General features: G+C 56.7%; 21 protein-coding genes and 1 pseudogene. 7 read left to right on the top strand and 15 right to left on the bottom strand.

The window, feature by feature from the left end:
- Nucleotides 1-73 precede the first annotated feature (73 nt).
- The 3 genes from murQ to AC6I4B_RS00210 all read left to right on the top strand — a co-directional run bounded on the left by murQ (nt 74) and on the right by AC6I4B_RS00210 (nt 3,457).
- Entirely contained in the window at nt 74-973 is a 900-nt protein-coding gene (gene murQ, locus AC6I4B_RS00220; protein WP_497772298.1) for an N-acetylmuramic acid 6-phosphate etherase, read from the top strand.
- Nucleotides 974-995: 22 nt separating this feature from the next.
- A complete protein-coding gene (murP, locus tag AC6I4B_RS00215) occupies nt 996-2,465 on the top strand; it encodes a PTS N-acetylmuramic acid transporter subunit IIBC (protein ID WP_497768609.1) in 1,470 nt (489 codons plus the stop codon).
- Nucleotides 2,466-2,554: 89 nt separating this feature from the next.
- On the top strand, nt 2,555-3,457 hold the full coding sequence (locus AC6I4B_RS00210; protein ID WP_497768608.1) for an EamA family transporter: 903 nt from the start codon (nt 2,555-2,557) through the stop codon (nt 3,455-3,457).
- Between the two features lie 50 nt (nt 3,458-3,507).
- Here the strand turns inward: AC6I4B_RS00210 and AC6I4B_RS00205 are convergent, their stop codons facing one another.
- Nucleotides 3,508-4,398, bottom strand: a complete 891-nt coding sequence (locus AC6I4B_RS00205) for an Rpn family recombination-promoting nuclease/putative transposase (protein ID WP_497768606.1) — start codon at nt 4,396-4,398, stop codon at nt 3,508-3,510.
- A gap of 208 nt (nt 4,399-4,606) precedes the next feature.
- On the opposite strand from AC6I4B_RS00205, the gene AC6I4B_RS00200 reads away from it, so the two are divergent.
- On the top strand, nt 4,607-4,900 hold the full coding sequence (locus AC6I4B_RS00200) for a YicS family protein (RefSeq protein WP_497768605.1): 294 nt from the start codon (nt 4,607-4,609) through the stop codon (nt 4,898-4,900).
- Nucleotides 4,901-4,931: 31 nt separating this feature from the next.
- On the opposite strand, the gene phnV is transcribed toward AC6I4B_RS00200, so the two are convergent.
- From phnV to phnR, 5 genes are all read right to left on the bottom strand, one after another.
- Complete coding sequence (phnV, locus tag AC6I4B_RS00195; RefSeq protein ID WP_497768603.1) at nt 4,932-5,732, bottom strand: 2-aminoethylphosphonate ABC transport system, membrane component PhnV; 801 nt, start codon at nt 5,730-5,732, stop codon at nt 4,932-4,934.
- Between the two features lie 2 nt (nt 5,733-5,734).
- Nucleotides 5,735-6,595, bottom strand: coding sequence for a 2-aminoethylphosphonate ABC transporter permease subunit (phnU, locus tag AC6I4B_RS00190; RefSeq protein WP_497768602.1), 861 nt, complete (start codon nt 6,593-6,595; stop codon nt 5,735-5,737).
- A 2-nt stretch (nt 6,596-6,597) separates the two neighbouring features.
- Complete coding sequence (phnT, locus tag AC6I4B_RS00185) at nt 6,598-7,707, bottom strand: 2-aminoethylphosphonate ABC transport system ATP-binding subunit PhnT (protein WP_497768600.1); 1,110 nt, start codon at nt 7,705-7,707, stop codon at nt 6,598-6,600.
- Nucleotides 7,708-7,712: 5 nt separating this feature from the next.
- Nucleotides 7,713-8,726 (bottom strand): 2-aminoethylphosphonate ABC transporter substrate-binding protein, encoded by a 1,014-nt coding sequence (gene phnS, locus AC6I4B_RS00180; protein ID WP_497768599.1) that lies wholly within the window; start codon nt 8,724-8,726, stop codon nt 7,713-7,715.
- A 123-nt stretch (nt 8,727-8,849) separates the two neighbouring features.
- Entirely contained in the window at nt 8,850-9,569 is a 720-nt protein-coding gene (gene phnR, locus AC6I4B_RS00175; RefSeq protein ID WP_497768597.1) for a phosphonate utilization transcriptional regulator PhnR, read from the bottom strand.
- A gap of 140 nt (nt 9,570-9,709) precedes the next feature.
- On the opposite strand from phnR, the gene phnW reads away from it, so the two are divergent.
- Both phnW and phnX read left to right on the top strand, forming a co-directional pair.
- Entirely contained in the window at nt 9,710-10,813 is a 1,104-nt protein-coding gene (gene phnW / locus AC6I4B_RS00170; protein WP_497768596.1) for a 2-aminoethylphosphonate--pyruvate transaminase, read from the top strand.
- 9 nt (nt 10,814-10,822) lie between these two features.
- Nucleotides 10,823-11,632: a phosphonoacetaldehyde hydrolase gene (phnX, locus tag AC6I4B_RS00165; protein WP_497768594.1), complete on the top strand. Its 810-nt coding sequence runs from the start codon at nt 10,823-10,825 to the stop codon at nt 11,630-11,632.
- 53 nt (nt 11,633-11,685) lie between these two features.
- Here phnX and nepI read toward each other — a convergent pair whose 3' ends face one another.
- From nepI to uhpA, 6 genes are all read right to left on the bottom strand, one after another.
- On the bottom strand, nt 11,686-12,873 hold the full coding sequence (gene nepI, locus AC6I4B_RS00160; protein WP_497768593.1) for a purine ribonucleoside efflux pump NepI: 1,188 nt from the start codon (nt 12,871-12,873) through the stop codon (nt 11,686-11,688).
- Between the two features lie 103 nt (nt 12,874-12,976).
- Nucleotides 12,977-13,429 (bottom strand): DUF1198 domain-containing protein, encoded by a 453-nt coding sequence (locus AC6I4B_RS00155; protein WP_497768591.1) that lies wholly within the window; start codon nt 13,427-13,429, stop codon nt 12,977-12,979.
- Nucleotides 13,430-13,647: 218 nt separating this feature from the next.
- Nucleotides 13,648-15,039, bottom strand: a complete 1,392-nt coding sequence (uhpT, locus tag AC6I4B_RS00150) for a hexose-6-phosphate:phosphate antiporter UhpT (RefSeq protein ID WP_497768590.1) — start codon at nt 15,037-15,039, stop codon at nt 13,648-13,650.
- A 139-nt stretch (nt 15,040-15,178) separates the two neighbouring features.
- Nucleotides 15,179-16,498: an MFS transporter gene (locus AC6I4B_RS00145; protein WP_497768588.1), complete on the bottom strand. Its 1,320-nt coding sequence runs from the start codon at nt 16,496-16,498 to the stop codon at nt 15,179-15,181.
- A 9-nt stretch (nt 16,499-16,507) separates the two neighbouring features.
- The gene (gene uhpB / locus AC6I4B_RS00140) at nt 16,508-18,010 is read right to left on the bottom strand and encodes a signal transduction histidine-protein kinase/phosphatase UhpB (RefSeq protein ID WP_497768587.1); all 1,503 of its coding nucleotides are present in this window, start codon (nt 18,008-18,010) and stop codon (nt 16,508-16,510) included.
- Nucleotides 18,007-18,600 (bottom strand): response regulator transcription factor UhpA, encoded by a 594-nt coding sequence (gene uhpA / locus AC6I4B_RS00135; RefSeq protein ID WP_497768585.1) that lies wholly within the window; start codon nt 18,598-18,600, stop codon nt 18,007-18,009. Before uhpA ends, uhpB begins: the two co-directional genes overlap by 4 nt.
- 25 nt (nt 18,601-18,625) lie before the next feature.
- Here uhpA and AC6I4B_RS00130 point away from each other — a divergent pair.
- Nucleotides 18,626-18,790, top strand: a pseudogene (locus AC6I4B_RS00130) (hypothetical protein); the annotation flags it as partial.
- Here AC6I4B_RS00130 and ilvN read toward each other — a convergent pair.
- The 3 genes from ilvN to ivbL form a co-directional block, all read right to left on the bottom strand.
- Nucleotides 18,755-19,045 carry an acetolactate synthase small subunit gene (gene ilvN, locus AC6I4B_RS00125; RefSeq protein WP_497768584.1) on the bottom strand — a complete coding sequence of 97 codons (291 nt, stop codon included), beginning with the start codon at nt 19,043-19,045 and terminating at the stop codon, nt 18,755-18,757. The pseudogene AC6I4B_RS00130 and the gene ilvN overlap by 36 nt on opposite strands.
- Nucleotides 19,046-19,048: 3 nt before the next feature.
- Nucleotides 19,049-20,737 (bottom strand): acetolactate synthase large subunit, encoded by a 1,689-nt coding sequence (ilvB, locus tag AC6I4B_RS00120; RefSeq protein WP_497768582.1) that lies wholly within the window; start codon nt 20,735-20,737, stop codon nt 19,049-19,051.
- A 159-nt stretch (nt 20,738-20,896) separates the two neighbouring features.
- Entirely contained in the window at nt 20,897-20,995 is a 99-nt protein-coding gene (gene ivbL / locus AC6I4B_RS00115; protein WP_072011409.1) for an ilvB operon leader peptide IvbL, read from the bottom strand.
- Nucleotides 20,996-21,184 lie beyond the last annotated feature (189 nt).

Genomic DNA, 21,184 nt, shown 5'->3' with positions numbered 1-21,184 from the left:
TCGTGATACTCTTCACATGAATGGAATAATTAATTCCTTATACTGCTCGCCACTGTGAATGATGAGGTTTCTTATGACTATCGACCTGAGCAAATTGCTGACTGAACGACGCAACGCCAACAGCACCAACATCGACACCCTCTCTACCGAAGAGATGCTGACAGTAATTAACAAGGAAGATCAGCAGGTTGCCCATGCAATCACTCCGTATATTCCGCAGATTGCACAACTGGTCAACAGCGTCGCCGACGCATTCCGCCACGGCGGGCGTCTGATTTACATCGGTGCAGGGACTTCTGGCCGTTTGGGTATTCTCGACGCCAGCGAATGTCCGCCCACCTTCGGCACTCGCCCGGAGCAGGTCGTTGGCCTGATTGCTGGCGGTCACACCGCGATTCTGAAAGCGGTCGAAAACGTCGAAGATAACGCTGCGCAAGGCGCAGAAGACCTCAAAGCATTGGGCTTTAACGAGCGCGATGTGTTGGTGGGTATCGCCGCCAGCGGTCGTACTCCTTACGTCCTCGGCGCAATGGAATATGCCCACCAGCAAAACGCGCTGGTCGCTATCGTGAGCTGCAACCCGCACGGCGAAATGGCGCAGCGCGCGGATATCGCCATCACCCCAGTGGTGGGCGCGGAAGTGGTTACCGGCTCCACTCGCCTGAAAGCGGGGACGGCGCAGAAGCTGGTGCTGAACATGATAACCACCGGCGCAATGATCCGCAGCGGCAAGGTATACAGCAACCTGATGGTCGATGTCGAAGCCACTAACGCCAAACTGATTGAGCGCCAGATTTCCATCGTCATGGAAGCCACAGAATGCGACCGCACCACCGCGCAAACTGCGCTGGACGCCTGTGGACGGCACTGTAAAACCGCCATCGTCATGGTGCTGGCAAACCTCAGCGCGGAAGAAGCCCAGCAGCTACTGGCACAAAACAACGGCTTCATCCGCAAGGCATTGCAAAAATAATCCGACGAACAGGTAGAGTGGAATGGCAAAAATAAATAAAGAGATGATAGCCCGCATCCTCGCTCTGGTCGGTGGGGCAAAAAACGTGGTGCAGGCAGGCAACTGCATGACTCGCCTGCGCTTAACCTTGCGCAGTGAGGGGCCAACGGATGTCCCAGCCATTCGCCAGATTGAAGGCGTGCTGGGCGTGGTGGTCAGCGACGAGCAGTTTCAAATAATCCTCGGCCCAGGCCGGGCGCAAAGCGCTGCAGAGATAATGAACCTGCTGCTGGAAGAAGCTGCGCTGATGCCAGAAGAAGACCCGGTAAGCGACACTGCCCCGGCGTCGGAATCGTTGGCAGATATCGCCAGCGCCAAAAAGCAGGAGCTAAAAGGCAAGCAGACCGGGCGGGTGCAGAAATTTTTAGCCAAGTTCGCCACTATCTTTACGCCGCTGATCCCCGGTTTTATCGCCGTAGGTCTGTTGCTCGGTTTCGCCACGCTGGCGGAACAACTGTTCGTGCTGGAAAACGCGCATCCTAACGCCACATTGGTCGATATCATCAGCTATATGAAAGTGTTCAGTAAGGGGATGTTTACCTTCCTGAGCATTCTGATTGGCTATAACACCCAAAAGGCGTTCGGTGGATCTGGGGTCAACGGGGCGATTATCGCGTCGCTGTTTATCCTCGGCTATAACCCGCAGGCCACAGTAGGTTTTTACTCCGGCATCACCGATTTCTTCGGTCACGGTATCGACCCGCGCGGCAATATTATCGGCGTACTGATTGCGGCGATTCTGGGCGCGTGGGTGGAAAAGCAGGTGCGGAAAATCATGCCCGCCAACCTCGACATGATCCTCACCTCGGCGGTAACGCTGCTGATTATGGGCGCGATCACGTTCACCATTATCATGCCGATTGGCGGCTACCTGTTTACCGGTATGTCGTGGCTGTTCCTACACCTTAACGGCAACCCGTTCGGCTCAGCGGTGTTGGCAGGGTTGTTCTTGTTGGCGGTAATGTTTGGCGTACACCAGGGTTTTGTGCCGGTCTATTTCGCCCTGATGGAAGCTCAGGGTTTCAACTCCCTGTTCACCATTCTGTCGATGGCGGGCGCAGGCCAGGTGGGTGCGGCGCTGGCGCTCTACTACCGCGCAAAACACGGGGCGCTGCTGCGTACGCAGATTAAAGGGGCGATTATCCCTGGCCTGTTGGGCGTGGGTGAACCGCTGATTTACGGTGTAACGCTGCCGCGCATGAAGCCATTTATCACCGCCTGTCTCGGCGGCGCGTGCGGCGGCTTCTTTATCGGCCTGGTGGCCTGGCTTGGCCTGCCGGTCGGCCTGAACACCGTGTTCGGCCCGTCTGGTCTGGTGGCATTACCGCTGATGACTTCCCACAGCGGTATTTACGCAGGGATGGCCATTTACGCCGCAGGGCTGGCGGTGGCCTATATCTTCGGCTTCCTGCTGACCTGGCTTTTTGGCAGCAAAAACATCGACCTCAGCTAACCTCTCGCCCCCGGCACTCCGCTGGGGGCAAGCGCCTTGCCATGCTATGATGACTGCCTGAAAAAAATACGATAACCAGGTAGAGGAAAATGGGCACCACCAGAAAAGGGATGCTAAACGTACTCATTGCGGCAATTTTGTGGGGCAGCTCCGGGGTTTGCGCGCAGTACATCATGGAACAAAGCCAGATGCCGTCGCCGTTTCTGACCATGATTCGTCTGTTATCCGGCGGTTTTATCCTGCTGACTTTTTCTTTTCTGCACGGCGACCGTATTTTCCGCGTAATGCGCAACCGCAAAGATGCCGCCAGCCTGCTGCTGTTCTCTTTGCTCGGGGCCATGACCGTACAGCTCACCTTCCTGCTGGCGATTGAAAAATCAAACGCAGCGACGGCCACCATTCTGCAATTTCTGTCGCCGACGATTATCGTCGCCTGGTTTGCCATCGTGCGTAAGGCGCGCCCCGGCGGCCTGGTGTGCGCAGCTATCGCTACTTCATTGATTGGCACGTTTTTACTGGTAACTCACGGCGACCCAACCTCACTGTCTATCTCCGGTGCTGCGCTGTTCTGGGGGATTGCCTCGGCCTTCGCCGCCGCGTTCTATACCACCTATCCTTCCACGCTGATTGCCCGTTACGGCACACTGCCCGTCGTCGGCTGGAGTATGCTGTTGGGCGGAGCCATGCTGCTGCCGTTCTACGCGGGTCAAGGCACGCATGTGGTAATGACCGGCAACCTGTTGTTGGCTTTTTTCTATCTGGTGGTGATTGGCACGTCGGTGACCTTTAGCCTGTATCTGAAAGGCGCACAGATGATCGGGGGGCCAAAAGCCAGCATTCTCAGCTGCGCCGAGCCGCTCAGCAGTGCGTTTTTATCGCTGCTATTACTGGGCATCAGCTTCACCCTGCCTGACTGGCTGGGCACACTGCTGATTCTGTCGTCGGTGATCCTGATTTCGCTGGACTCACGCCGCCGCACAAAAACGGTATAACGCGGGAGAAGCCCGATAAATCGCCGTTTATCGGGCTAAATAACGACGTATTAATCGCACAGCGCGTGCAGCTCATCCATTGAAAGACCGGTAATCACCCGCACCCAATCAGGTTCCATACCTTGCTCCAGCATGGTGCGCGCAATGCGTAACGCTTCTTGCCGCTTACCTTCTTGTTGCCCTTCCTGGCGTAACCTTTCCGCAATCGTCATCAATTTCTCCTTGTGTTGAGGGGAACGTTCTGCCGCTGCCTGGAGAAACTCATGAAAGCGGGGAGCATCGCCAGAGCGCAGCAGGTAATTAAACAGTGCGGTTAGCTGGCTGTCATTAGCCGATCCATTAACCAGAAGCGCGGCTATGCGCTCAACGACGGCCAGCAAGTCGCGCTGGCGAATATGTTTTTGAATCAGCTCCAGCAGCGCCACACGGCGGTGCTGCATAATCTCGTCATCAGAGACGACCGTAATATCGACCAACGGAAGCTCCCCTGCATACAGTTGCCGCGCGGCCAGTGGTTCAGCAAATTCATCCAGCCAGCACAGCGAGTAGGGATAAGGGCTTTGTATACCGTGATAAAACAGCATCGGTATCACCAACGGCAGCATGTTATGCCCAGCATCCAGATGGCGTTGCATCGCCGCCAGCGCATAACGCATTAGCCGAAACGCCATATGCACATCCGGCGAGCTTTGGTGTTCAATGACTACGTAAATATAGCCGTCACCCTGCGCCGTTTTCAGTGACCACAGCACATCAGAATAGCGGGCGCGAAGATTCGGTTCGATAAAGCTACCGGATGCCAGTTCAAGCGTTTGCAGGTCACACAACGTGCGTAACGACGCGGGAAGATGGATAGATAAAAAATCTCTCGCCGTGTCAGGGTGACATAAAAACTGTTTAAAAACCGCATCATGCGGCGTGGAACTGGCGCGTATCGTCATGGTTATCCGTCACCCGAAAAGTTGAGGTAGTGACGGTATCGCACGGCGAATCCGGGAGCATCTGTCGTTTATCCGCGCTGCGATCAACGCTCGAAGATATCGTTCTGCGGCAGTAACGCCTGCATTTTTATGGGAAGCACTGCGCAAAATGCCGAGCCGGAGAATGCGTCTATAGTTAACGTAATGAATTAACAGAAGGCTATTGGTGATGAAAAATAGACACGCTACCGCTTTACTCGTTGCCTGTCTGGCGCTGCCTGTCGCGGCGTCTGCTGCACCGTTAGAAGGGCTTAAGTTTGCGCAGCAAAAACAGCAGGTGGTAAAGGATGTGAAGCAAAACTGCCCGGCAAGCAATGGGATGAGCGATACCACGTTTGCCAACCGTGTGCTGGAGTCAGCAGAGAATAAAACGGCGGTGCACAGCGCCACTCGGGCGCTGGATAAAAACGATACGGCGGCTTATCGGCAGGCGATTAGCCGCATTCAGTGCCCAAAGCCGTAGCGCTGGATCGGGCCTGGTAGCGCATCGGCTATCAGGCGTGTTGCCCCAGTCTTTTTGCCAGCCGTTCCAGCTTCATCATCAGCAGTAGCGTAATCGCCACCAGCACGATGGTAAGCGCCGCGCCGTCGGCAATATTCCCGCGATCGGTCAGGCTAAAGATAGCCACCGGCAGCGTCGTCCAGCCCGGCGGGTAAATCATCATCGTCGCGCCCAGCTCGCCCATCGACAGCGATAAACTCAGCGCCAGCGCCGACATCATCCACGGCATTAGCAGCGGTAAGGTGACGTGACGCAGGCGATACCACGGCGATGCGCCAAGGCTTGAGGCGACATTTTCGATATCGGCAGAAACCCGCGCCAGCCCGGTTGAAACGTTGCTGAAGGTGAACGCCGAAATCAACACAAAGTGCGCCGTGAGCACAATCCACAGCGTGCCGTTCATTTGCAATGGCCCCTGGCTGAACGCCACTAAAATGCCCAACCCCACGGACACCGACGGGATCGCGCTGGGCAGATAAAACACCATACTCAGCCATTTTTGCGCCTTTGCGCTGTACTGGCGCAGCGCCAGCGCCGCCCATACGCCGCACAGCAGGGCAAACAGGCTGGCACAGAAACCAATCACCAGGCTTGAAAAGAGCGCGTCCCATGCTGCTCCGCGCAGCGCATTCACAAAGTGCATCAGCGTGAAGCCGCTCGGCAAAATACCGTTCCACTGCTGGCTGAGGCTGGACATCAAAATCACCACCAGCGGCAGGAGGAAGAACAGCGTAAATAGCGTGGTGGCAACCGCGCCTGCGGCGATACGCCCTTTGCGTGACCAAATCAGCATGGTTATCTCCTTACGCCTGTGCGCGACGCCGCCAGCCGATACAGCGAGAACAGCGCCAGCGACAACACAATGTTTATTAACGCAATCATGCAGGCGACGCTGTAGTCAGATTCCAAAATCGCCTTGCTGTATACCATCATCGGCAGCGTGTTTACCCCTTTCGCCCCGATAAACAGCACAATGCCAAACTCGTTAGTGGTCAGCAGTAAACAGAGGCTGCCGCCCGCCAGCAGCGCCGGGAGCGCCGCCGGGAAAATGACTTGAGCAATCACCCGCAGGGGGTGCGCGCCAAGAATGCTGGCCGCTTCAAGCTGGCTTTTGTCGATTTGCCGCAGCGCCGCCATCAGTGGGCGCATCACCAGCGGTGTGAATACGGTAATTTCCGCCAGAATCACGCCATTAATGGAGTAGAGAAAATCCACCGGCGGCAGGTCAAAGGCGAACAGGCTCATCAGCGTGCCGTTGAGCAACCCCGCAGAGCCATAAATAAAGGTAAATGCCAGGGTAATCAGGAAGGTAGGCAGGGCGATAAAGGTATCCACCACGCGGCTAATCAAGCCACTGCCCGGAAAGGGAATAAACACCAAAATCAGCGACAGCACGCTGCCCAACAGCAGGCAGCCTGCCGTTGCCAGCAGCGCGATGTGCAACGTATTCAGCAGTGCGCCAACAAAGCGTTTTGACTCAATAACCTGCCAAAAGGTATCAAGCCCCATCTCGCCGCTCGCGTTGCGCAGCGCTTGTTCGATAATCAGCGATAGCGGCCAGAAAAACAGCGTCGCCAATACCAACAGCGGTAGCGCCAGCCATAGCAGCGGGCGCAGAGAGGGCGCGGGAGTTTCCAGCGTCAGAGAGCGCGGCATCGTTATACCTCGATTAAAACGGCGTCATCAGGCTCAAACCACAGCGCCAGTTTGTCGCCAGGCCGTGGCAGCGGGTTGAGATGGGTCAGCACGATACGCACCGACTCCCCCGCAACATCACACACCAGATGGGTTAAATCCCCCTGCCAGTGCAGCGATTGCAGCGTGGCGTTGAAGCGGTTGCTGCCTGCGGTGCGCGGCGTCAGGCTCAGGTGCTGCGGGCGAATGCACAGCAGGGCATTATGGCTATGATGGCCGCCCTGGCTGAACGCGCAGATAACCGAACCGCCGCAGCTTACATCGACAAAGCCCGGCGCTTTCGCCGTGCCCAGCGCGGTGGCTGAGAGGATATTGGCGCGCCCTAAAAACTCCGCCGCAAAACGATTTGGCGGGTGCTGATACAGCTCCCGGGTTTCGCCGTGGGCAATCATCGAGCCGTCTTTCATAATGCCGATTTTGTCGGCAAGCGTGAGCGCTTCGGTTTGATCATGCGTGACGTACAGAATGGTTAATTCCGGCATTTCGCGGTGCAGGCGGGCAATTTCCTCCACCATGTTATGGCGGATTTGCGCGTCCAGCGCGGAGAGCGGTTCGTCGAGCAACAGCACGCGTGGGCGCACCGCAATCGCGCGGGCAATCGCCACGCGCTGCTGCTGACCACCGGAAAGCTGATGCGGGTAACGGGTGGCGTAATCGCTCATACCAACCGTTTTCAGCGCTTGTGTAACCCGTTCTTTGATTAACGCTTTTGGCTGTTTTTGCGCGCGCAGGCCAAAGGCGACGTTATCTTCCACTTTCATATGCGGGAACAGCGCGTAGTTCTGCACGACCATCGCCAGCCCGCGTTTGTAAGGTGGCAGATGGGTAACGTCGGTATCGCCCATCAAAATGCGCCCGCCCGCAGGCTGTACAAAGCCAGCAACCGCGCGCAGCACCGTCGTTTTCCCGGAACCAGACGGGCCAATTAACGCCAACACTTCGCCAGGTTCAATGGTTAACGACAGCGGTTTAAGCACCACGTTGCCGTGATAGGCCACGCGCAGCGAGTCGAGGACAATCCCCGATGCGCCAAGCGCAGCCGGGGCGTGAACGGGGGTTGTTTTCATCAGCATCGCGCTTACTCGCTGTCGGTCACGTTGTGCCAGCGGGCGATATCTGCCGACAGAGAAACGGCGACGTCATCCCAGTTCGGCTGCCAGCTTTTTACCCCTTCCAGCGCGGTTTTCGCCGCCTGATAGTGGGCATCCGTCGGCGTCACGTCACTACGTACTGGCATCCCCCAGGAGAGTTCACTGACGCGGGTTTGCGCCTCTTTACTCAGCAGGAAGTTAATCAGTTTTTTGCCGTTTTCGCTTTCCGGTGCGCCCTGGACTAAGCCAATCACGTACGGGATCGCCAGCGCGCTGCGTTCGCCCTGGGCGTTCGCTGGCCAGAAGATTTTGACGTTCGGGTTGCGTTCCATTTGCGCGAGGTTCATTTGCAGGTCGCCGTTAGCCACGTACAGTTCGCCTTTATTGACCAGGGCGGTCAGCTTGCCGGTTGAGGCGGAAGGCCCGACGTTATTGGCCTGTAGCTTGCCGAGATAAGCAAAACCAGCCTCTTTGTCACCGAAACTATGAAAGGCTTGCAGCATTACCGCCGTGCCGTCAGCGGCCTGGCCTGGGGTGGAGTATTGCAGCTTGTTTTTGAATTTCGCGTCGAGCAAATCCTGCCAGCTTGCGGGGGCGGTTTTCAGCAGTTTGCCGTTATAGATAAAGCTCAGATAGTTCTTCACCAGCGGTGAATAAGCGTCGTTGGCGTCTGGAATTTGTGCGGCGGCATCGCTTGTAAAGTTCGCCAGCAGTTTCTCGGCGGCGGCACGTTGAATGAACGGTGGCGCGGTTACTAAGACATCGGCCTGCGGGTTGGTACGCTCTTTTGCCAAACGCTCGACCACTACGCCGCCACCGCCTTCCACATAGCGCACGGTTATCCCCGTTGCTTTGGTGAAGGCATCAAACTGCGTCTGATACCAACTGTTATCGCCGTCGTGTAAGCCGTCGATGGAGTAAACCGTCACCACCGATTCCGCCCATGATGGGGCGCTGGCGAGAGCGAAAACAGACAGCAGAGCAAGTCGGGAGAGTTTCATCGTATTTGCCTCATAGCGAAGGTTGCGTTTTCTGGCCTATACCAGATTTGCTTTTTACGCTAAACGGCTTTTATGACAAAACAATGACGCTGGTGAATAATTGCCGGATCGGCACAGCATGATTCAGTGCGTATCGACCTCGATCCGCAGGCTGTCGTGACGCCAGTATTCAATATCCAAATCTAACACTCGCCCATGCTGATCGTAGTTAAGACGGCGTAGCAGTAGCGCCGGACGCCCTTCCATCACCCCCAATGCCTGTGCGGCTTGCGCGGGCATCGCAGTAGGATAAAACGACAAATGCATACTGGTATAGACAAGGTTGTAATGCGATTCATAAACCTCGGTCAGGCTGCCGTTGAGATCGTATTGCAGCAGTTCCGGCACTCGTGCAGGCAGGCAGTGGTTTTCGCAGTAACACACCGCACGACCATCGGCGTAGCGCAGGCGAGTCAGCAGATAGATTTGATCAAACGGCTGCAATTGCAGCGGCTCCATCACCTCCACCGGTACGGTGGTCAGCGCGCCTTTCAGCAGCGTGGTTTTTGGCTCGCGGCCTTGTTCACGGCACAGCTTGTGGAAGTTGGTGTTTTGAGTGGGATCGAGCCACAGGCGTTCGGGCGTGACAAACCAGCCGCGACGATCGGCGCGCCAGATAAGCCCGCTGGCCTCAAGCTGCGCCAGGCTTTCACGAATGGTGATACGCGTGGTGTTGAAAATAGCGCACAGTTCCCGTTCAGACGGTAGCTTATCGCCGCTTTTCAATGCGCCGCTGTGAATACGCGCCTGAAGTTGCGCCTTGATCAACAAATATTGCGGGATATCGCCTGGGGTAGATTTCATTCTCATTCGCTTCCGTTTTTCCTGTCGCCATTATACAGATCCAGATGAATTTTTTGTTGCAGCCTCATTTTCCCTTTGACCCATTGCAGGAAAGATCGTCATGATAATTACAAATCTGGTATAGACCAAAGGTAAACAACATGACTTCGCGTAACTATCTGCTGCTGACTCCAGGCCCACTAACCACCTCACGCACCGTGAAAGAAGCGATGCTTTTCGATAGCTGTACCTGGGATGATGACTACAACCTTGGCGTGGTCGAGGAGATTCGCCGCCAGCTTACCGCGCTGGCCACTGCCGCTGGCGGCTACACCTCCGTGCTGCTGCAAGGCAGCGGCAGCTACGCCGTTGAGGCGGTGCTGGGCAGCGTCATTGGCCCACAGGACAAAGTGCTGATTATCAGCAACGGCGCTTACGGCGCGCGGATGGTCGAGATGGCGCAGATGATGAGCATCGCCCATCACGCCTACGATTGCGGCGAAGTCTCGCGCCCCGATGCCGATGAGATCGAAGCGATCCTCAAAGCCGACGCGGCGATCAGCCATATTGCCATGGTGCACAGCGAAACCACCACCGGAATGCTCAACCCGATTGACGAAGTGGGCGCGCTGGCACGTCGTTACGGTAAAACGTACATTGTCGATGCGATGAGCAGTTTTGGCGGTATCCCTATGGATATCAACGAACTGGGAATAGATTACCTGATAAGCTCCGCCAACAAATGCATTCAGGGCGTACCGGGCTTTGCCTTTGTGATTGCCCGTGAAGAAAAGCTGGCAGCCTGCGCGGGCCGCTCCCGCTCGCTGTCGCTGGATCTCTACGCTCAATGGCGTTGCATGGAAGATAGCCACGGCAAATGGCGCTTTACTTCGCCAACCCACACTGTGCTGGCGTTTGCGCAGGCGCTGAAAGAACTCGCCGAAGAAGGCGGCGTGGCGGCGCGTCATCAGCGCTACCAGCAAAACCAGCGCAAACTGGTCGCCGGTATGCGGGCGCTGGGCTTTGACACCCTGCTGGACGATACGCTGCATTCACCGATCATTACCGCATTCTACTCACCGAAAAACCCGCAGTACCGCTTCAAAGAGTTTTATAGCCTGCTGAAAGAACAAGGGTTTGTTATCTATCCGGGCAAAGTGTCGCAGAGCGATTGCTTCCGCATTGGCAACATTGGCGAGGTGTACGACGCCGACATTACCGCCCTGCTCACCGCCATCAACCATGCTATGTACTGGACAAAATAAGGAGCCACCATGAACCGTATTAACGCTGTCATCCTCGACTGGGCCGGAACAACCGTCGATTTTGGTTCCTTCGCACCGACGCAGATTTTCGTCGAAGCATTTCGCCAGGCATTTGACGTCGAAATCACCCTAGCGGAAGCGCGCGTCCCAATGGGGCTTGGCAAGTGGCAACACATTGAAGCATTAGGGAAATTACCCTCGGTGGACGCCCGCTGGCAGGCCCGATTTGGCCGGGCGATGAATAGCGCAGATATCGACGCGATTTACGCCGCGTTTATGCCTCTGCAAATTGCCAAAGTTGTCGATTTTTCCGCACCGATTGCCGGTGTTATCGACACAATCGCCGCACTTCGCGCTGATAACATCAAAATTGGTTCTTGCTCTGGCTACCCACGCGCGGTGATGGAACGGCTTGCGCCCGCCGCCGCTGACCACGGCTACGCGCCGGATAATTGGGTTGCCACCGATTTTCTTGCCGCAGGCGGGCGTCCGGGGCCGTGGATGGCGCTGCAAAACGTTATCGCGCTGGGTATCGATTCCGTCGCGCATTGCGTGAAAGTGGATGATTCCGCGCCAGGCATTGAGGAAGGCATTAACGCCGGTATGTGGAGCGTGGGGCTGGCGGTGTCTGGCAATGAATTTGGCGCGACGTGGGACGAGTACCTGGCGATGTCGGCAGAAGAAATAGCCACTCGTCGCGAACATGCCAGCCGCAAGCTGTATGCCGCCGGAGCGCATTATGTAGTGGATTCACTGGCAGACTTGCCGAAGGTGATTGCTGAGATTAATCAGCGTCTGGCGAAGGGCGAGCGCCCGTAAATCTGCCCGCTTATCCGGCCTACAGGAGGTTCCTTATAGGCCGGAGAAGGTGTTTAGCGGCTTATTTTCACTTTCGTTGCCACCAGCAACGCCGTCAGTAACATCAGCGTTCCCGACAGCATTACCGGCGAGGTCAGCCCTAAACGGTCTAACGCCAGGCCGCCTATCGCTGCGCCGCAGGTATTGGCAAGCTGAATAACAGCGACCTGAATCGACCCGGCTTTTTCAGCCTGATCGGCCAGTGAACGAGTTATCCACGTTGACCAACCCACCGGCACTAGCGCAAACGCCAGCCCCCAGATAATCGCAATACCTGACGCCACGATTTTGTCGCTCCCCCACAGCACCAGCACCAGCGCGCTTAACGCCAGCACCAACGGCGCACCGGCCAGCGCCAGTTTGACCGAGCGTTTGAGGATAACCGAAGAAAGTGACGTGCCGACAAAGCTGGCAATACCAAAGCTCAGCAGAACCAGCGTTAGGCCATCGACATCAAAACCGGCGAGGTTCATATACACTGGGCGAATGTAAGTGAAGAACGCAAATTGCCCGGCAAAGGACATAAAAATGGCCGTCATCCCCGCCATAACGCCAGGGCGTTGCAACAGGCTAAACATGTTTTGCTTCTGGTGCGCGGGTTCACCGGGCAGCGAAGGCAGCGCCTTAATCACCCACAGGATACACAGCACGCCCATCACCGCAGCGGCATTAAAGACGTTACGCCAGCCAATAATCCCGCCTAAAAAACTGCCCAACGGTGCGGCTATCACCAGGGCTATCGACACGGCACCAAAAATCACCGACAGCGCTTTCGGCACGGTGCGCGCCGGGACGAGTCGCATTGTTAACGACGCCGACATTGCCCAGAAGCCGCCCAGCGCCAGCCCCAGACAGGCGCGCCCCACCAGCAGCAGAGCAAACGAATGGGCAAACGAAACCAACAGACAGGAGAGCGTCAGCAGCACGGCAAACAAAATCACCACATAGCGGCGATCGGTGGCGCGGATAACCTGGGTAATAAACAGGCTGGAGAACATGGCAACAAATGCGGTGACTGTCACCGATTGTCCGGCAACGCCTTCTGAAATGCCCAACTCTTGTGCCATCGGTGTCAGTAGGCTGACCGGTAAAAACTCGACGGTGATCAGGCAAGCGACGCAGAATGCGACGGCAAAAACCGCCGACCAGTTAGGCCGTGCAACAGGCTCAGCGCGGGTTTTTTCTTCGATATGTTCACTCATTTAGCTACCTGCGTGATGTTTTGCGGAAAGGTCGCGCAGTGTAGCACTTTAATTGTGACGTATTTAACGTTTTGGCAACTATCTCCACCGTAAAACAGAGTACTCAGTGCAGCCAGTGGACGCCGTTTTCGTCATGAAACAGGGCGTTATAGCGATACTGGAAGGCATTCAGCTCGTTGGGATCCGGCTCCAGTTCGCGCAGGAAACTGAGCGCCAGGCGGATTTGCGCATCTGTTATCGGTGCGGCGAGGCGCGCTTTTTGCAACAGCCGATGCCAGCGTTGCATGTTCGCTTCACTGCCATCCACAATGCAGACCTGCCAGATAAGCAGGATTTGCGCCGCGTTTTGCAAATGCGCTTCGTTGGGGCGCTCCAGGTAGCGTAAATACTCTTCGCCCTGTGATTTTCCCAACTGGTCAATCATCGACTCCACCGGCTCTGGCGTAATCGCCAGCCGCTCGCTCAGGCGACGAATGGCCCGACGAGAACCCGAGGTGAGGATCCGAAATCCGACAACAAATACCACCGCCAGGGTGGCCAGAATCAACCAGATCATGCACGCTCTCATCTTTGCTAAACCCCGACATCATAATGGGAATTTACGCGCTGTCGATAACCGGAGACACTATTCTGTGCGTTAGCTCCATCACGGGGATTAATGAAATCCACAAATTGCCGTTAAGTGACTCAAACGTAGAGCATTCTTCCAGATACCTACGCTTTCGCCGGACATAAAAAAGCCCGGCATGAGCCGGGCAAAGTTACCAAACCCACCTACACCATTTTTAACTGTTGCAGTTTCTTCTCACGGCGAATTTTACGTTCTTCAAATACCGCCACGATAGCCATCAGGCAGATACAGCCGATAGCAGCGGTGTCCAGCGCGGCGAAGGTTCCCGCCCAGCCGGTGAGGCCGAAGATTGGCGTACCGTCGGCAATCATCCCCAGACCCAGCTTAGCGAAGCTGTCGCCAATCAGATAAGCAAACGTGCCTTTGATACCATCGGCTGCACCGATCGCTTTTTTCGGAACAAAACCGACTGCCGCCACGCCGATTAACAACTGCGGGCCAAACACCAGGAAGCCAAGCGCGAACAGCGAGGCCAGATAAACGTACTGGTTGCTGGCGTGTTGATAAACACCGAGCGTAGCAATAATCAGTGCCAAAGCGACACACGCCACCAGCGCACGACGGCCATTGGCGAGGTCAGAGAGCCAGCCCCATAGCAGAGTGCCCACCAGCGCGCCCACTTCAAATAGGGTAAACCCTTGAATCGCCACCTCTTTAGAGAGTTTCAGCTCCTGGAAAGCGTACACGGTAGACCACTGGTCGATACCAATGCGCACCACGTACAGGAAGATGTTGGAGAAGCACAGCAGCCAAATCACTTTGTTTTTCAGTACGTACTCAACAAAGATTTGCCATTTGGTCATCTCGTTTTCTTCGGTTTCTTTATCTTCTTCGCTGATCTCCTCGCCGAACAGCTCTTCCGCTTTACCCAGGCCGTAGGATTCCGGGGAGTCGCTGCCGAAACGCAGGCCGATAAAACCGACAATCAGGGCGATAATCGACGGGAAGATAAACATGCCAATCACGTGACCGTCGAACAGGACGTTTGCGCCAAACAGCGCCACGCCTGCCGCACCCGCACCGCCGAGGTTGTGGGAGATATTCCACATGCCGAGGTACGAGCCACGCTTACGGCGCGGCGTCCATTTGGTGATGGTGGAGTAGCTGCACGAGCCGCCGGTACTCTGGAAGAAACCGCTCAGCGCGTAGAAAGCAATCATCAGGAACAGGCTGGTTGAACCCGCGCCCATGCTGGCGCTAAAGCCGAGCATACAAATCGCGGAGAGGATCAGCATAAACGGCAGGAACTGCTTGGTATTTTTGCCGTCGGCGTAGTAGGAAACCAGCGTTTTACCCACACCGTAGGTGATGGAGAAGCCCAGGCCAATCATCCCGAGCTGCGTCATGCTCAACCCGTAGGTGGAGATCATGTCGTTCTGCGCGATGTTAAAGTTCTTGCGGATCAAGTACATGGTCAGGTAGCCAATAAAGACCACCAGATAAGACTGCATGAACGGTTTGAACCACATTTTGCGCCGTTCTTCGAGCGGCAAGTCCAGGGTCGGCTTGCGCACCTGGTTTAGAAAGGCCAGCATGGGTATCTCCTGATTTGTTATACCTGCGTGATAGCCGGTATTGTAAAAATCAGCAGCCCGCCTGGCCTGAGACAGTGTCCAGGTGAAACCGGGAAAATTTCCTAGTTTTCGCCCATTCGGCTTAGAAAGGTGAAGCGGGTCACGCTTCGCGCGGCGCCTGGGCGTTTAAAAACGGCAATAGCAGTAGCGCGGAAACCCCAGCGGCAATGGCGATCACCACAAAGAACCCCGTCCAGTGCCACACTTCCATCACCTTCGCCAGCGGCCATCCGGAAAGCGATGCCCCCAGATAAGCAAACAGCCCGACAAAGCCGGTTGCCGCGCCCGCCGCCTCTTTGTGCGAACACTCTGCCGCCGCCATGCCTATCAGCATTTGTGGGCCAAAGACGAAGAAACCGGTGGTGAAGAAGCACGCCGCCTGCATCACGTAGCTGGCGAACGGCATCAGCCACAGCGAGCCGACGGAGAGCAAAATTCCGGCGGCAAAAATCAGGTTCATCGGCCCACGGTTGCCGTTGAACAGTTTGTCGGAACCCCAGCCCGCCACCAGCGCGCCGATAAACCCGCCCAGCTCGAACATGGTGACGGCGGTGTTGGCAGTCACCAAATCCACACCGAGCGTCTCGGACATATACAGATTGCCCCAATCGTTAATGGCCGCGCGCACTACGTAGACCAGCACATAACACAGCGACAGCAGCCAGATATACGGGTTTAGCAGCACGTATTTGGTGAGGATTTCTTGGCGCGTTAGCCCCGCGCCTTCCTGCTGTTGGGCGATTTCCAGCGCGTCGTGCTGCCAGTCGCCTACCGGCGGTAATCCCACGGCCTGCGGGCGGTCGCGCAGCCGCCAGCAGAGGAAAAGCCCGACCACGATAGCCAGCAGACCAGCGATCATCATCCCCGCGCGCCAGCCGTAATGCAGCGCTGCCGCCGCCATCACTATCGGGATAAGCGCCCCGCCGACGTTGTGCGCGGTATTCCAGATAGCCCACCAGCCGCCGCGCTCATTACGCGAATACCAGGCGGTGAGCAGGCGGGCGCACACCGGCGCGCCCCAGCCCTGGAAGAAAGCGTTCAACGCCCACAGCACCGCAAACGCCCAGAGCGAATTTGAAAAGCCGAACAAAATGTTCACAAGCCCTGTGGCAATCAGGCCAAAACCCATGAAATAGCGGGCGTTGGAACGGTCGCTGACGATGCCAGAGACAAATTTCGACAGGCCGTAAGTGATGTAAAACAGCGTTGCCAGCAGGCCAATATCGTTGAGGCTCAATACGCCGCTGGCGAGGATTTCCGGTACGGCGGCGTTGAAACTTTTGCGGGTGAAATAAAACAGCGCATAGCCAAGCCAGATGGTGAGCAGGATATGCCGCCGCCAGTAGCGATAGCGGGCGTCCACCTCGTTTTTATCAGTGATAAGCGGCGCGTTGGCCGGGGCTTTTAAAAATGCAAACATCGCCGTTCCTTACGCGTAACGCAGAGGCAAAGAGACACTGACGCGCGTACCACGCATACAGGAAATCGTGAGCGAACCGCCCAGCGCCGTCACGCGCTCACGCATACCGGTGAGGCCAAACCCTTGTTGATTCGACCCAGGCGGCAGGCCGCTGCCGTCATCTTCCATCACCAGCATCAGCCGTTCATCCTGCTGCCAGCCCTGAAGGGTGACCGCGCTGGCATTGGCGTGTTTCACAATGTTGTTCAGCCCTTCCTGGCAGACGCGGAACAGGGTCACACGCTGACTTTCGCTCAGCGCAGATTCCTCTATCTGCCAGTCGAGATGGCTAATAATGCCACGGCTTTCCAGCTCCATTTCGCGCATCAGCGAGCGAATGGCTTGCTCCAGCGAAAGGTCGTCTAACTGGCGCGGACGTAAACGGCCCAACAGACGGCGCACGGAGTCATAAACGCCCAGTGACAGGTGTTCAATAAGCTGCCCGCTTTGCTTCACGCCGCCGTTATCAGCCGCCAGACGCTGCACAATTCCGGCCTGAGTACGAATGGCGGTGATGGTTTGACCGATGTCATCGTGCAACTCGCGCGCCACATCGCGGCGCACGCTCTCTTCGGTTTCTAACAAACGTTCTGCCAGGCGATGGTTGCGCGCCAGCTCGCTTTGCAGCGACTGGTTAAGCTCGCGCAGGCGTTGGATCCCCGCGCCCAGTAGCAACCCGGTGAGGCTTTGCGCTAACAATGAGAGCAGTAAATCAACGGGGTGATCGTGCCAGGTTTGGCTGGCAATCAGTGCGATGGCGTTCATCAGGGTGGCAATCAGCGCCCCCTGCCAGCCGTAATGCCAGGCGAGGGCGATAATCGGCAGCGCCAGGCAAAATGGCGTGAAGCGCGAGAGTTCATCCGGCAAGCCCAGTTGCAGCCACAGGCTCACGGAGAACAGCAGCAGATACCAAATCAGATGCCGACCGCGCCAGTTGACCGGTTGGGAAACCAGCGCCGGGCCGAGCGGCAGCCAGGTGGTGCTGGTGAGGTAATGCCAGAACACCAGGCAAACAGGCGCAAGCGTCAAGCCGCCGGTTAAGGTAAGCAGCAGCGCATTCCATCCCTCTTCGCCTTGCCCCAGCCACGGCAGTGATTGCAGCAGCGCCGCCGCCGTCAACGCCGCGCCCTGCAACAGCAGCGTGCGCCAGTCGCGCTGGTGACGATAGCGAGAAATCAGCGTCACCGGAAGCAGCGTCAGAAAACTGCCGATCATCAAAAGTGGCAGATGCGCCAGCGCTACTTCCTGCGCCAGCCAGTAAACCAGCAGCCATTCCGCGCCCAGCAGTACTGGCCAGTAACCGCGCGGGCATTGCAGCATTAGCCCCAGACGCAGGCCAAACGGGAACAGCAGCACCGCCAGATCCGGGCGCTCGACCAGATGCAGGCTAATGCTCCACAGGCAAAACCATGCGGCGGAGAAGATAAAAAAGCAGGCGAGAACGGTGATTAGCCGTGAGAAAAGGGTTTTCATTGCCAGCCGTCAAACATCCGTCGAGCCAGCTCGACGTCATTGTTGACGCCCAGTTTTTCCATCAGGTTAGCGCGGTGTACGTGCACGGTTTTTGGCGACAACCCTAACTCGGCGGCAATCTCTTTCACCGCCATGCCCTGCGCCAGCTTCTCCGCGACCTGGCGTTCGCGTTTGGTTAGCGGATCCTGACGCCCAGCCGCCAGCTTCACGGCAATATCTGGCGTTAAATAACAGCCGCCGGTCGCCACGGTATGCACCGCCGCGATCAGCTCATCAGGGCTACAGCGTTTAGAAAGGAAACCACGCGCGCCAGCGTTGAGCGCCTGCTCCACCAGCGCGGGGCTGTCGTGGACGGATAACATAATCGTCGCCATGCCTTTCGGCAGTTGGTGCAGTAGCTCCAGCCCTGAGATATCCGGCATCGAGATATCGCAGATACACACCTGCACACCACGTCCCGGTAATCCCGCCAGCGCCTCACTGCCTGAGCCGAACTCAGCCACAACCTGCAAATCAGGTTCCAGCCCCAGCAACTGGGCAAAGCCGGAGCGGACGATAGTGTGGTCGTCGATAAGGGCAACGGTGATCATGAGTTCATCCTGGCGCTAAGGTAGGCCTGATGGCGCTGCGCTTATCAGGCCTACGGGCGGGTGCTGTTGTAGGCCGGATAAGGCATTTATGCCGCCATCCGGCAAAAGCGCTTACCTTAACGATAAGCGCCCTGCTGTTCAAGCCTTGAGCGGGTTACTCAAAAAAGACGGTGATCTTGTTAAACATTGACGGGTCGGACTGGTTGCGCGCCACTTTCACGACATCTTCCAGCTTGTCGATTTGGCTCATCATCTGCTCCAGACGCTGGTCGTCGTTGACCAATAGCCAAATGCGGCTGTGGTCGCTGCCCTGAATCGGTAGGCACAGAATGCCTTCGACGTTAAAGGCTCGGCGGGCAAACAGGCCGCAAACGTGGGTCATCACGCCGGGATGGTTGCGCACGGTGAGTTCGAGAATTACGTTGTCATGAGTCTGCTGTTGCATGGCTTATTCCCCCACCATTTCTGTATTTGCCGCACCCGGCGGAACCATCGGATACACTTTTTCGTCGGCGTCGATACGCACGTGGATAAGCGCAGGGCCAGGGCGATTAATCATCGCCTGTAATGCTGCCTGTGGGTCAGTTTCACTATTTAAATCACAGGTTTCCAGACCGAAACCGGCGGCAATTTGCATGAAGTTAATCATGCCCGGATAGGTGGCGGCAAACACCCCTTGCTGGTAGAACAGGCTTTGTTGTTGATGCACCAACCCCAGCGCCTGGTTGTTCAGCAGGATAATTTTAACGTCCAGTTGGTTTTCTGCGGCTGTCGCCATCTCTTGAATGTTCATCATCAGGCTGCCGTCGCCGGAGAAGCACAGCACTTTTTTATCCGGGTTTGCCAGCGCCGCGCCGATAGCCGCAGGCAGACCGAAGCCCATCGTGCCCAGGCCGCCGGAAGTCAGCCACTGACGCGGGCGGTTCAGTGGGTAGGCTTGTGCCGTCCACATCTGATGCTGGCCCACATCGGTGGTGATGATGGCGTTATCGTCAACGCACGCGGCAACGGCGTTAATCAGCCCATAATGGCTGAGCGGGTCGCTCGCCGGCGGGATCGCGCAGGGGAATTCTTGCTGCAATTCCGCCACTTTACCGCGCCATTCATTGCGTGGCTGCGCGTCGATTTGCGGCAACAGTTGCGCCAGCACGTCATCAACATCGGCCTGAATTGCCACATGTGCCTGTTTGATTTTACCCAGCTCAGCGCGGTCGATATCAACGTGGATAATTTTCGCGTTCGGGCAAAACTCGGCGACTTTACCTGTCGCCCGGTCATCAAAACGAGCGCCTAAAACAATTAATAAATCAGACTGTTGCAGAATAAAGTTGGTACTGCGCGCACCGTGCATACCGAGCATTCCTAACGACAACGGGTGCGCTTTAGGCAGCATCCCCAGCGCCATCAGCGTCATGGTGGTTGGCAGGTTGGCTTTCTCAGCCAGTTCGCGCACGCGCTGCGGGGTGTTAATCACCCCGCCCCCCAGATAGAGCACCGGGCGCTGGGCGGCGTTGATCATCGCGGCGGCTTCACTCACGCGCTCAGCGCTAAATTCCGGTGTGGCGGCGCGGCCTCCTGGTTCAGGCAGTTCGCTGATGTCAATTTCCGCCGTTTGTACATCCTTCGGAATGTCTATCCACACCGGCCCAGGGCGGCCCGACTGCGCAATGCGGAAGGCATCGGCGATAACCTGAGGTAATTCATTGATATTGCGGACTAAGTAGTTGTGTTTAGTGATGGGGATAGAGATGCCGTAGGTGTCAACTTCCTGGAATGCGTCGGTGCCGATTAACGAGGAGGCCACCTGACCGGTGATACATACCAGTGGGATGGAATCGAGGCGCGCATCGGCAATCGCGGTGACCAGGTTGGTTGCGCCAGGGCCGCTACAGGCCATACAGACCGCTGGTTTGCCGTGGGTACGCGCCATGCCTTGTGCAATAAACCCAGCGCCCTGCTCGTGTCGCGCCAGAATATGGCGAATTTGCGTGCTTTGGCTTAAGGCGTCGTACAGCGGAAGTACCGTGCCGCCGGGGATGCCGGTCACCATAGTGATCCCCTGACGTTCCAGTAAATGAACGATTAATTGCGCGCCGGTAAAGCGTGTCGTGTTTGATGTTGTGCCCGAACTTGCCATGCTCCAGTCCTTTTATTCTGGGCCAGCTTTACGTGTCGTACTGCAAGTTGCAGATGCGTGAGCTGCAACTTGAAGCACTCGCGTATCCGAGGGGGCTAGAAACTAAAAACCCCGCTCGGTTTGCGCCGGCGGGGTTTGGAATCGTGTGTGTTCCTGACCCTACGGCGCATTGCCGACGACCACCACCACACGCACGACGACCACCGCGGCGGGTAGCGCGGTTTTTAGTAGGGTCGAAGTCAGCATGGAAGGAGTCATTCAGGGTCTGTCTCTCAATTCGTTAAGTGAATTCATACAAACACAGCTTTTTTAGGCTGACAATGGAAATATTTTCATCTGCGCAAAAATGCGTCACCGGTCACATTTGCATGTCGGCAGAAAACGCTTTTGCGGTCACGTCGGGATGAGAATTGCAGCCCAGGGCAACGGCGGCCATTTTCCTACGCC

It is taken from the genome of Kluyvera fluvialis (genome assembly GCF_059725275.1).
The sequence above is the reverse complement of the archived record's forward strand: the minus strand, read 5'-3'. Positions and strand labels throughout refer to the sequence as shown.

Coding starts and splice junctions, on each gene's coding strand:
- phnU (WP_497768602.1), bottom strand. CDS start 6,595: ATGCCGCGCTCTCTGACGCTGGAAACTCCCGCGCCCTCTCTGCGCCCG.
- phnW (WP_497768596.1), top strand. CDS start 9,710: ATGACTTCGCGTAACTATCTGCTGCTGACTCCAGGCCCACTAACCACC.
- AC6I4B_RS00210 (WP_497768608.1), top strand. CDS start 2,555: ATGGGCACCACCAGAAAAGGGATGCTAAACGTACTCATTGCGGCAATT.
- uhpB (WP_497768587.1), bottom strand. CDS start 18,010: ATGAAAACCCTTTTCTCACGGCTAATCACCGTTCTCGCCTGCTTTTTT.
- ilvN (WP_497768584.1), bottom strand. CDS start 19,045: ATGCAACAGCAGACTCATGACAACGTAATTCTCGAACTCACCGTGCGC.
- AC6I4B_RS00200 (WP_497768605.1), top strand. CDS start 4,607: ATGAAAAATAGACACGCTACCGCTTTACTCGTTGCCTGTCTGGCGCTG.
- phnS (WP_497768599.1), bottom strand. CDS start 8,726: ATGAAACTCTCCCGACTTGCTCTGCTGTCTGTTTTCGCTCTCGCCAGC.
- phnV (WP_497768603.1), bottom strand. CDS start 5,732: ATGCTGATTTGGTCACGCAAAGGGCGTATCGCCGCAGGCGCGGTTGCC.
- ivbL (WP_072011409.1), bottom strand. CDS start 20,995: ATGACTCCTTCCATGCTGACTTCGACCCTACTAAAAACCGCGCTACCC.
- AC6I4B_RS00145 (WP_497768588.1), bottom strand. CDS start 16,498: ATGTTTGCATTTTTAAAAGCCCCGGCCAACGCGCCGCTTATCACTGAT.
- murQ (WP_497772298.1), top strand. CDS start 74: ATGACTATCGACCTGAGCAAATTGCTGACTGAACGACGCAACGCCAAC.
- uhpT (WP_497768590.1), bottom strand. CDS start 15,039: ATGCTGGCCTTTCTAAACCAGGTGCGCAAGCCGACCCTGGACTTGCCG.
- phnT (WP_497768600.1), bottom strand. CDS start 7,707: ATGCTGATGAAAACAACCCCCGTTCACGCCCCGGCTGCGCTTGGCGCA.
- AC6I4B_RS00205 (WP_497768606.1), bottom strand. CDS start 4,398: ATGACGATACGCGCCAGTTCCACGCCGCATGATGCGGTTTTTAAACAG.
- nepI (WP_497768593.1), bottom strand. CDS start 12,873: ATGAGTGAACATATCGAAGAAAAAACCCGCGCTGAGCCTGTTGCACGG.
- murP (WP_497768609.1), top strand. CDS start 996: ATGGCAAAAATAAATAAAGAGATGATAGCCCGCATCCTCGCTCTGGTC.
- ilvB (WP_497768582.1), bottom strand. CDS start 20,737: ATGGCAAGTTCGGGCACAACATCAAACACGACACGCTTTACCGGCGCG.
- phnR (WP_497768597.1), bottom strand. CDS start 9,569: ATGAAATCTACCCCAGGCGATATCCCGCAATATTTGTTGATCAAGGCG.
- uhpA (WP_497768585.1), bottom strand. CDS start 18,600: ATGATCACCGTTGCCCTTATCGACGACCACACTATCGTCCGCTCCGGC.
- AC6I4B_RS00155 (WP_497768591.1), bottom strand. CDS start 13,429: ATGATCTGGTTGATTCTGGCCACCCTGGCGGTGGTATTTGTTGTCGGA.
- phnX (WP_497768594.1), top strand. CDS start 10,823: ATGAACCGTATTAACGCTGTCATCCTCGACTGGGCCGGAACAACCGTC.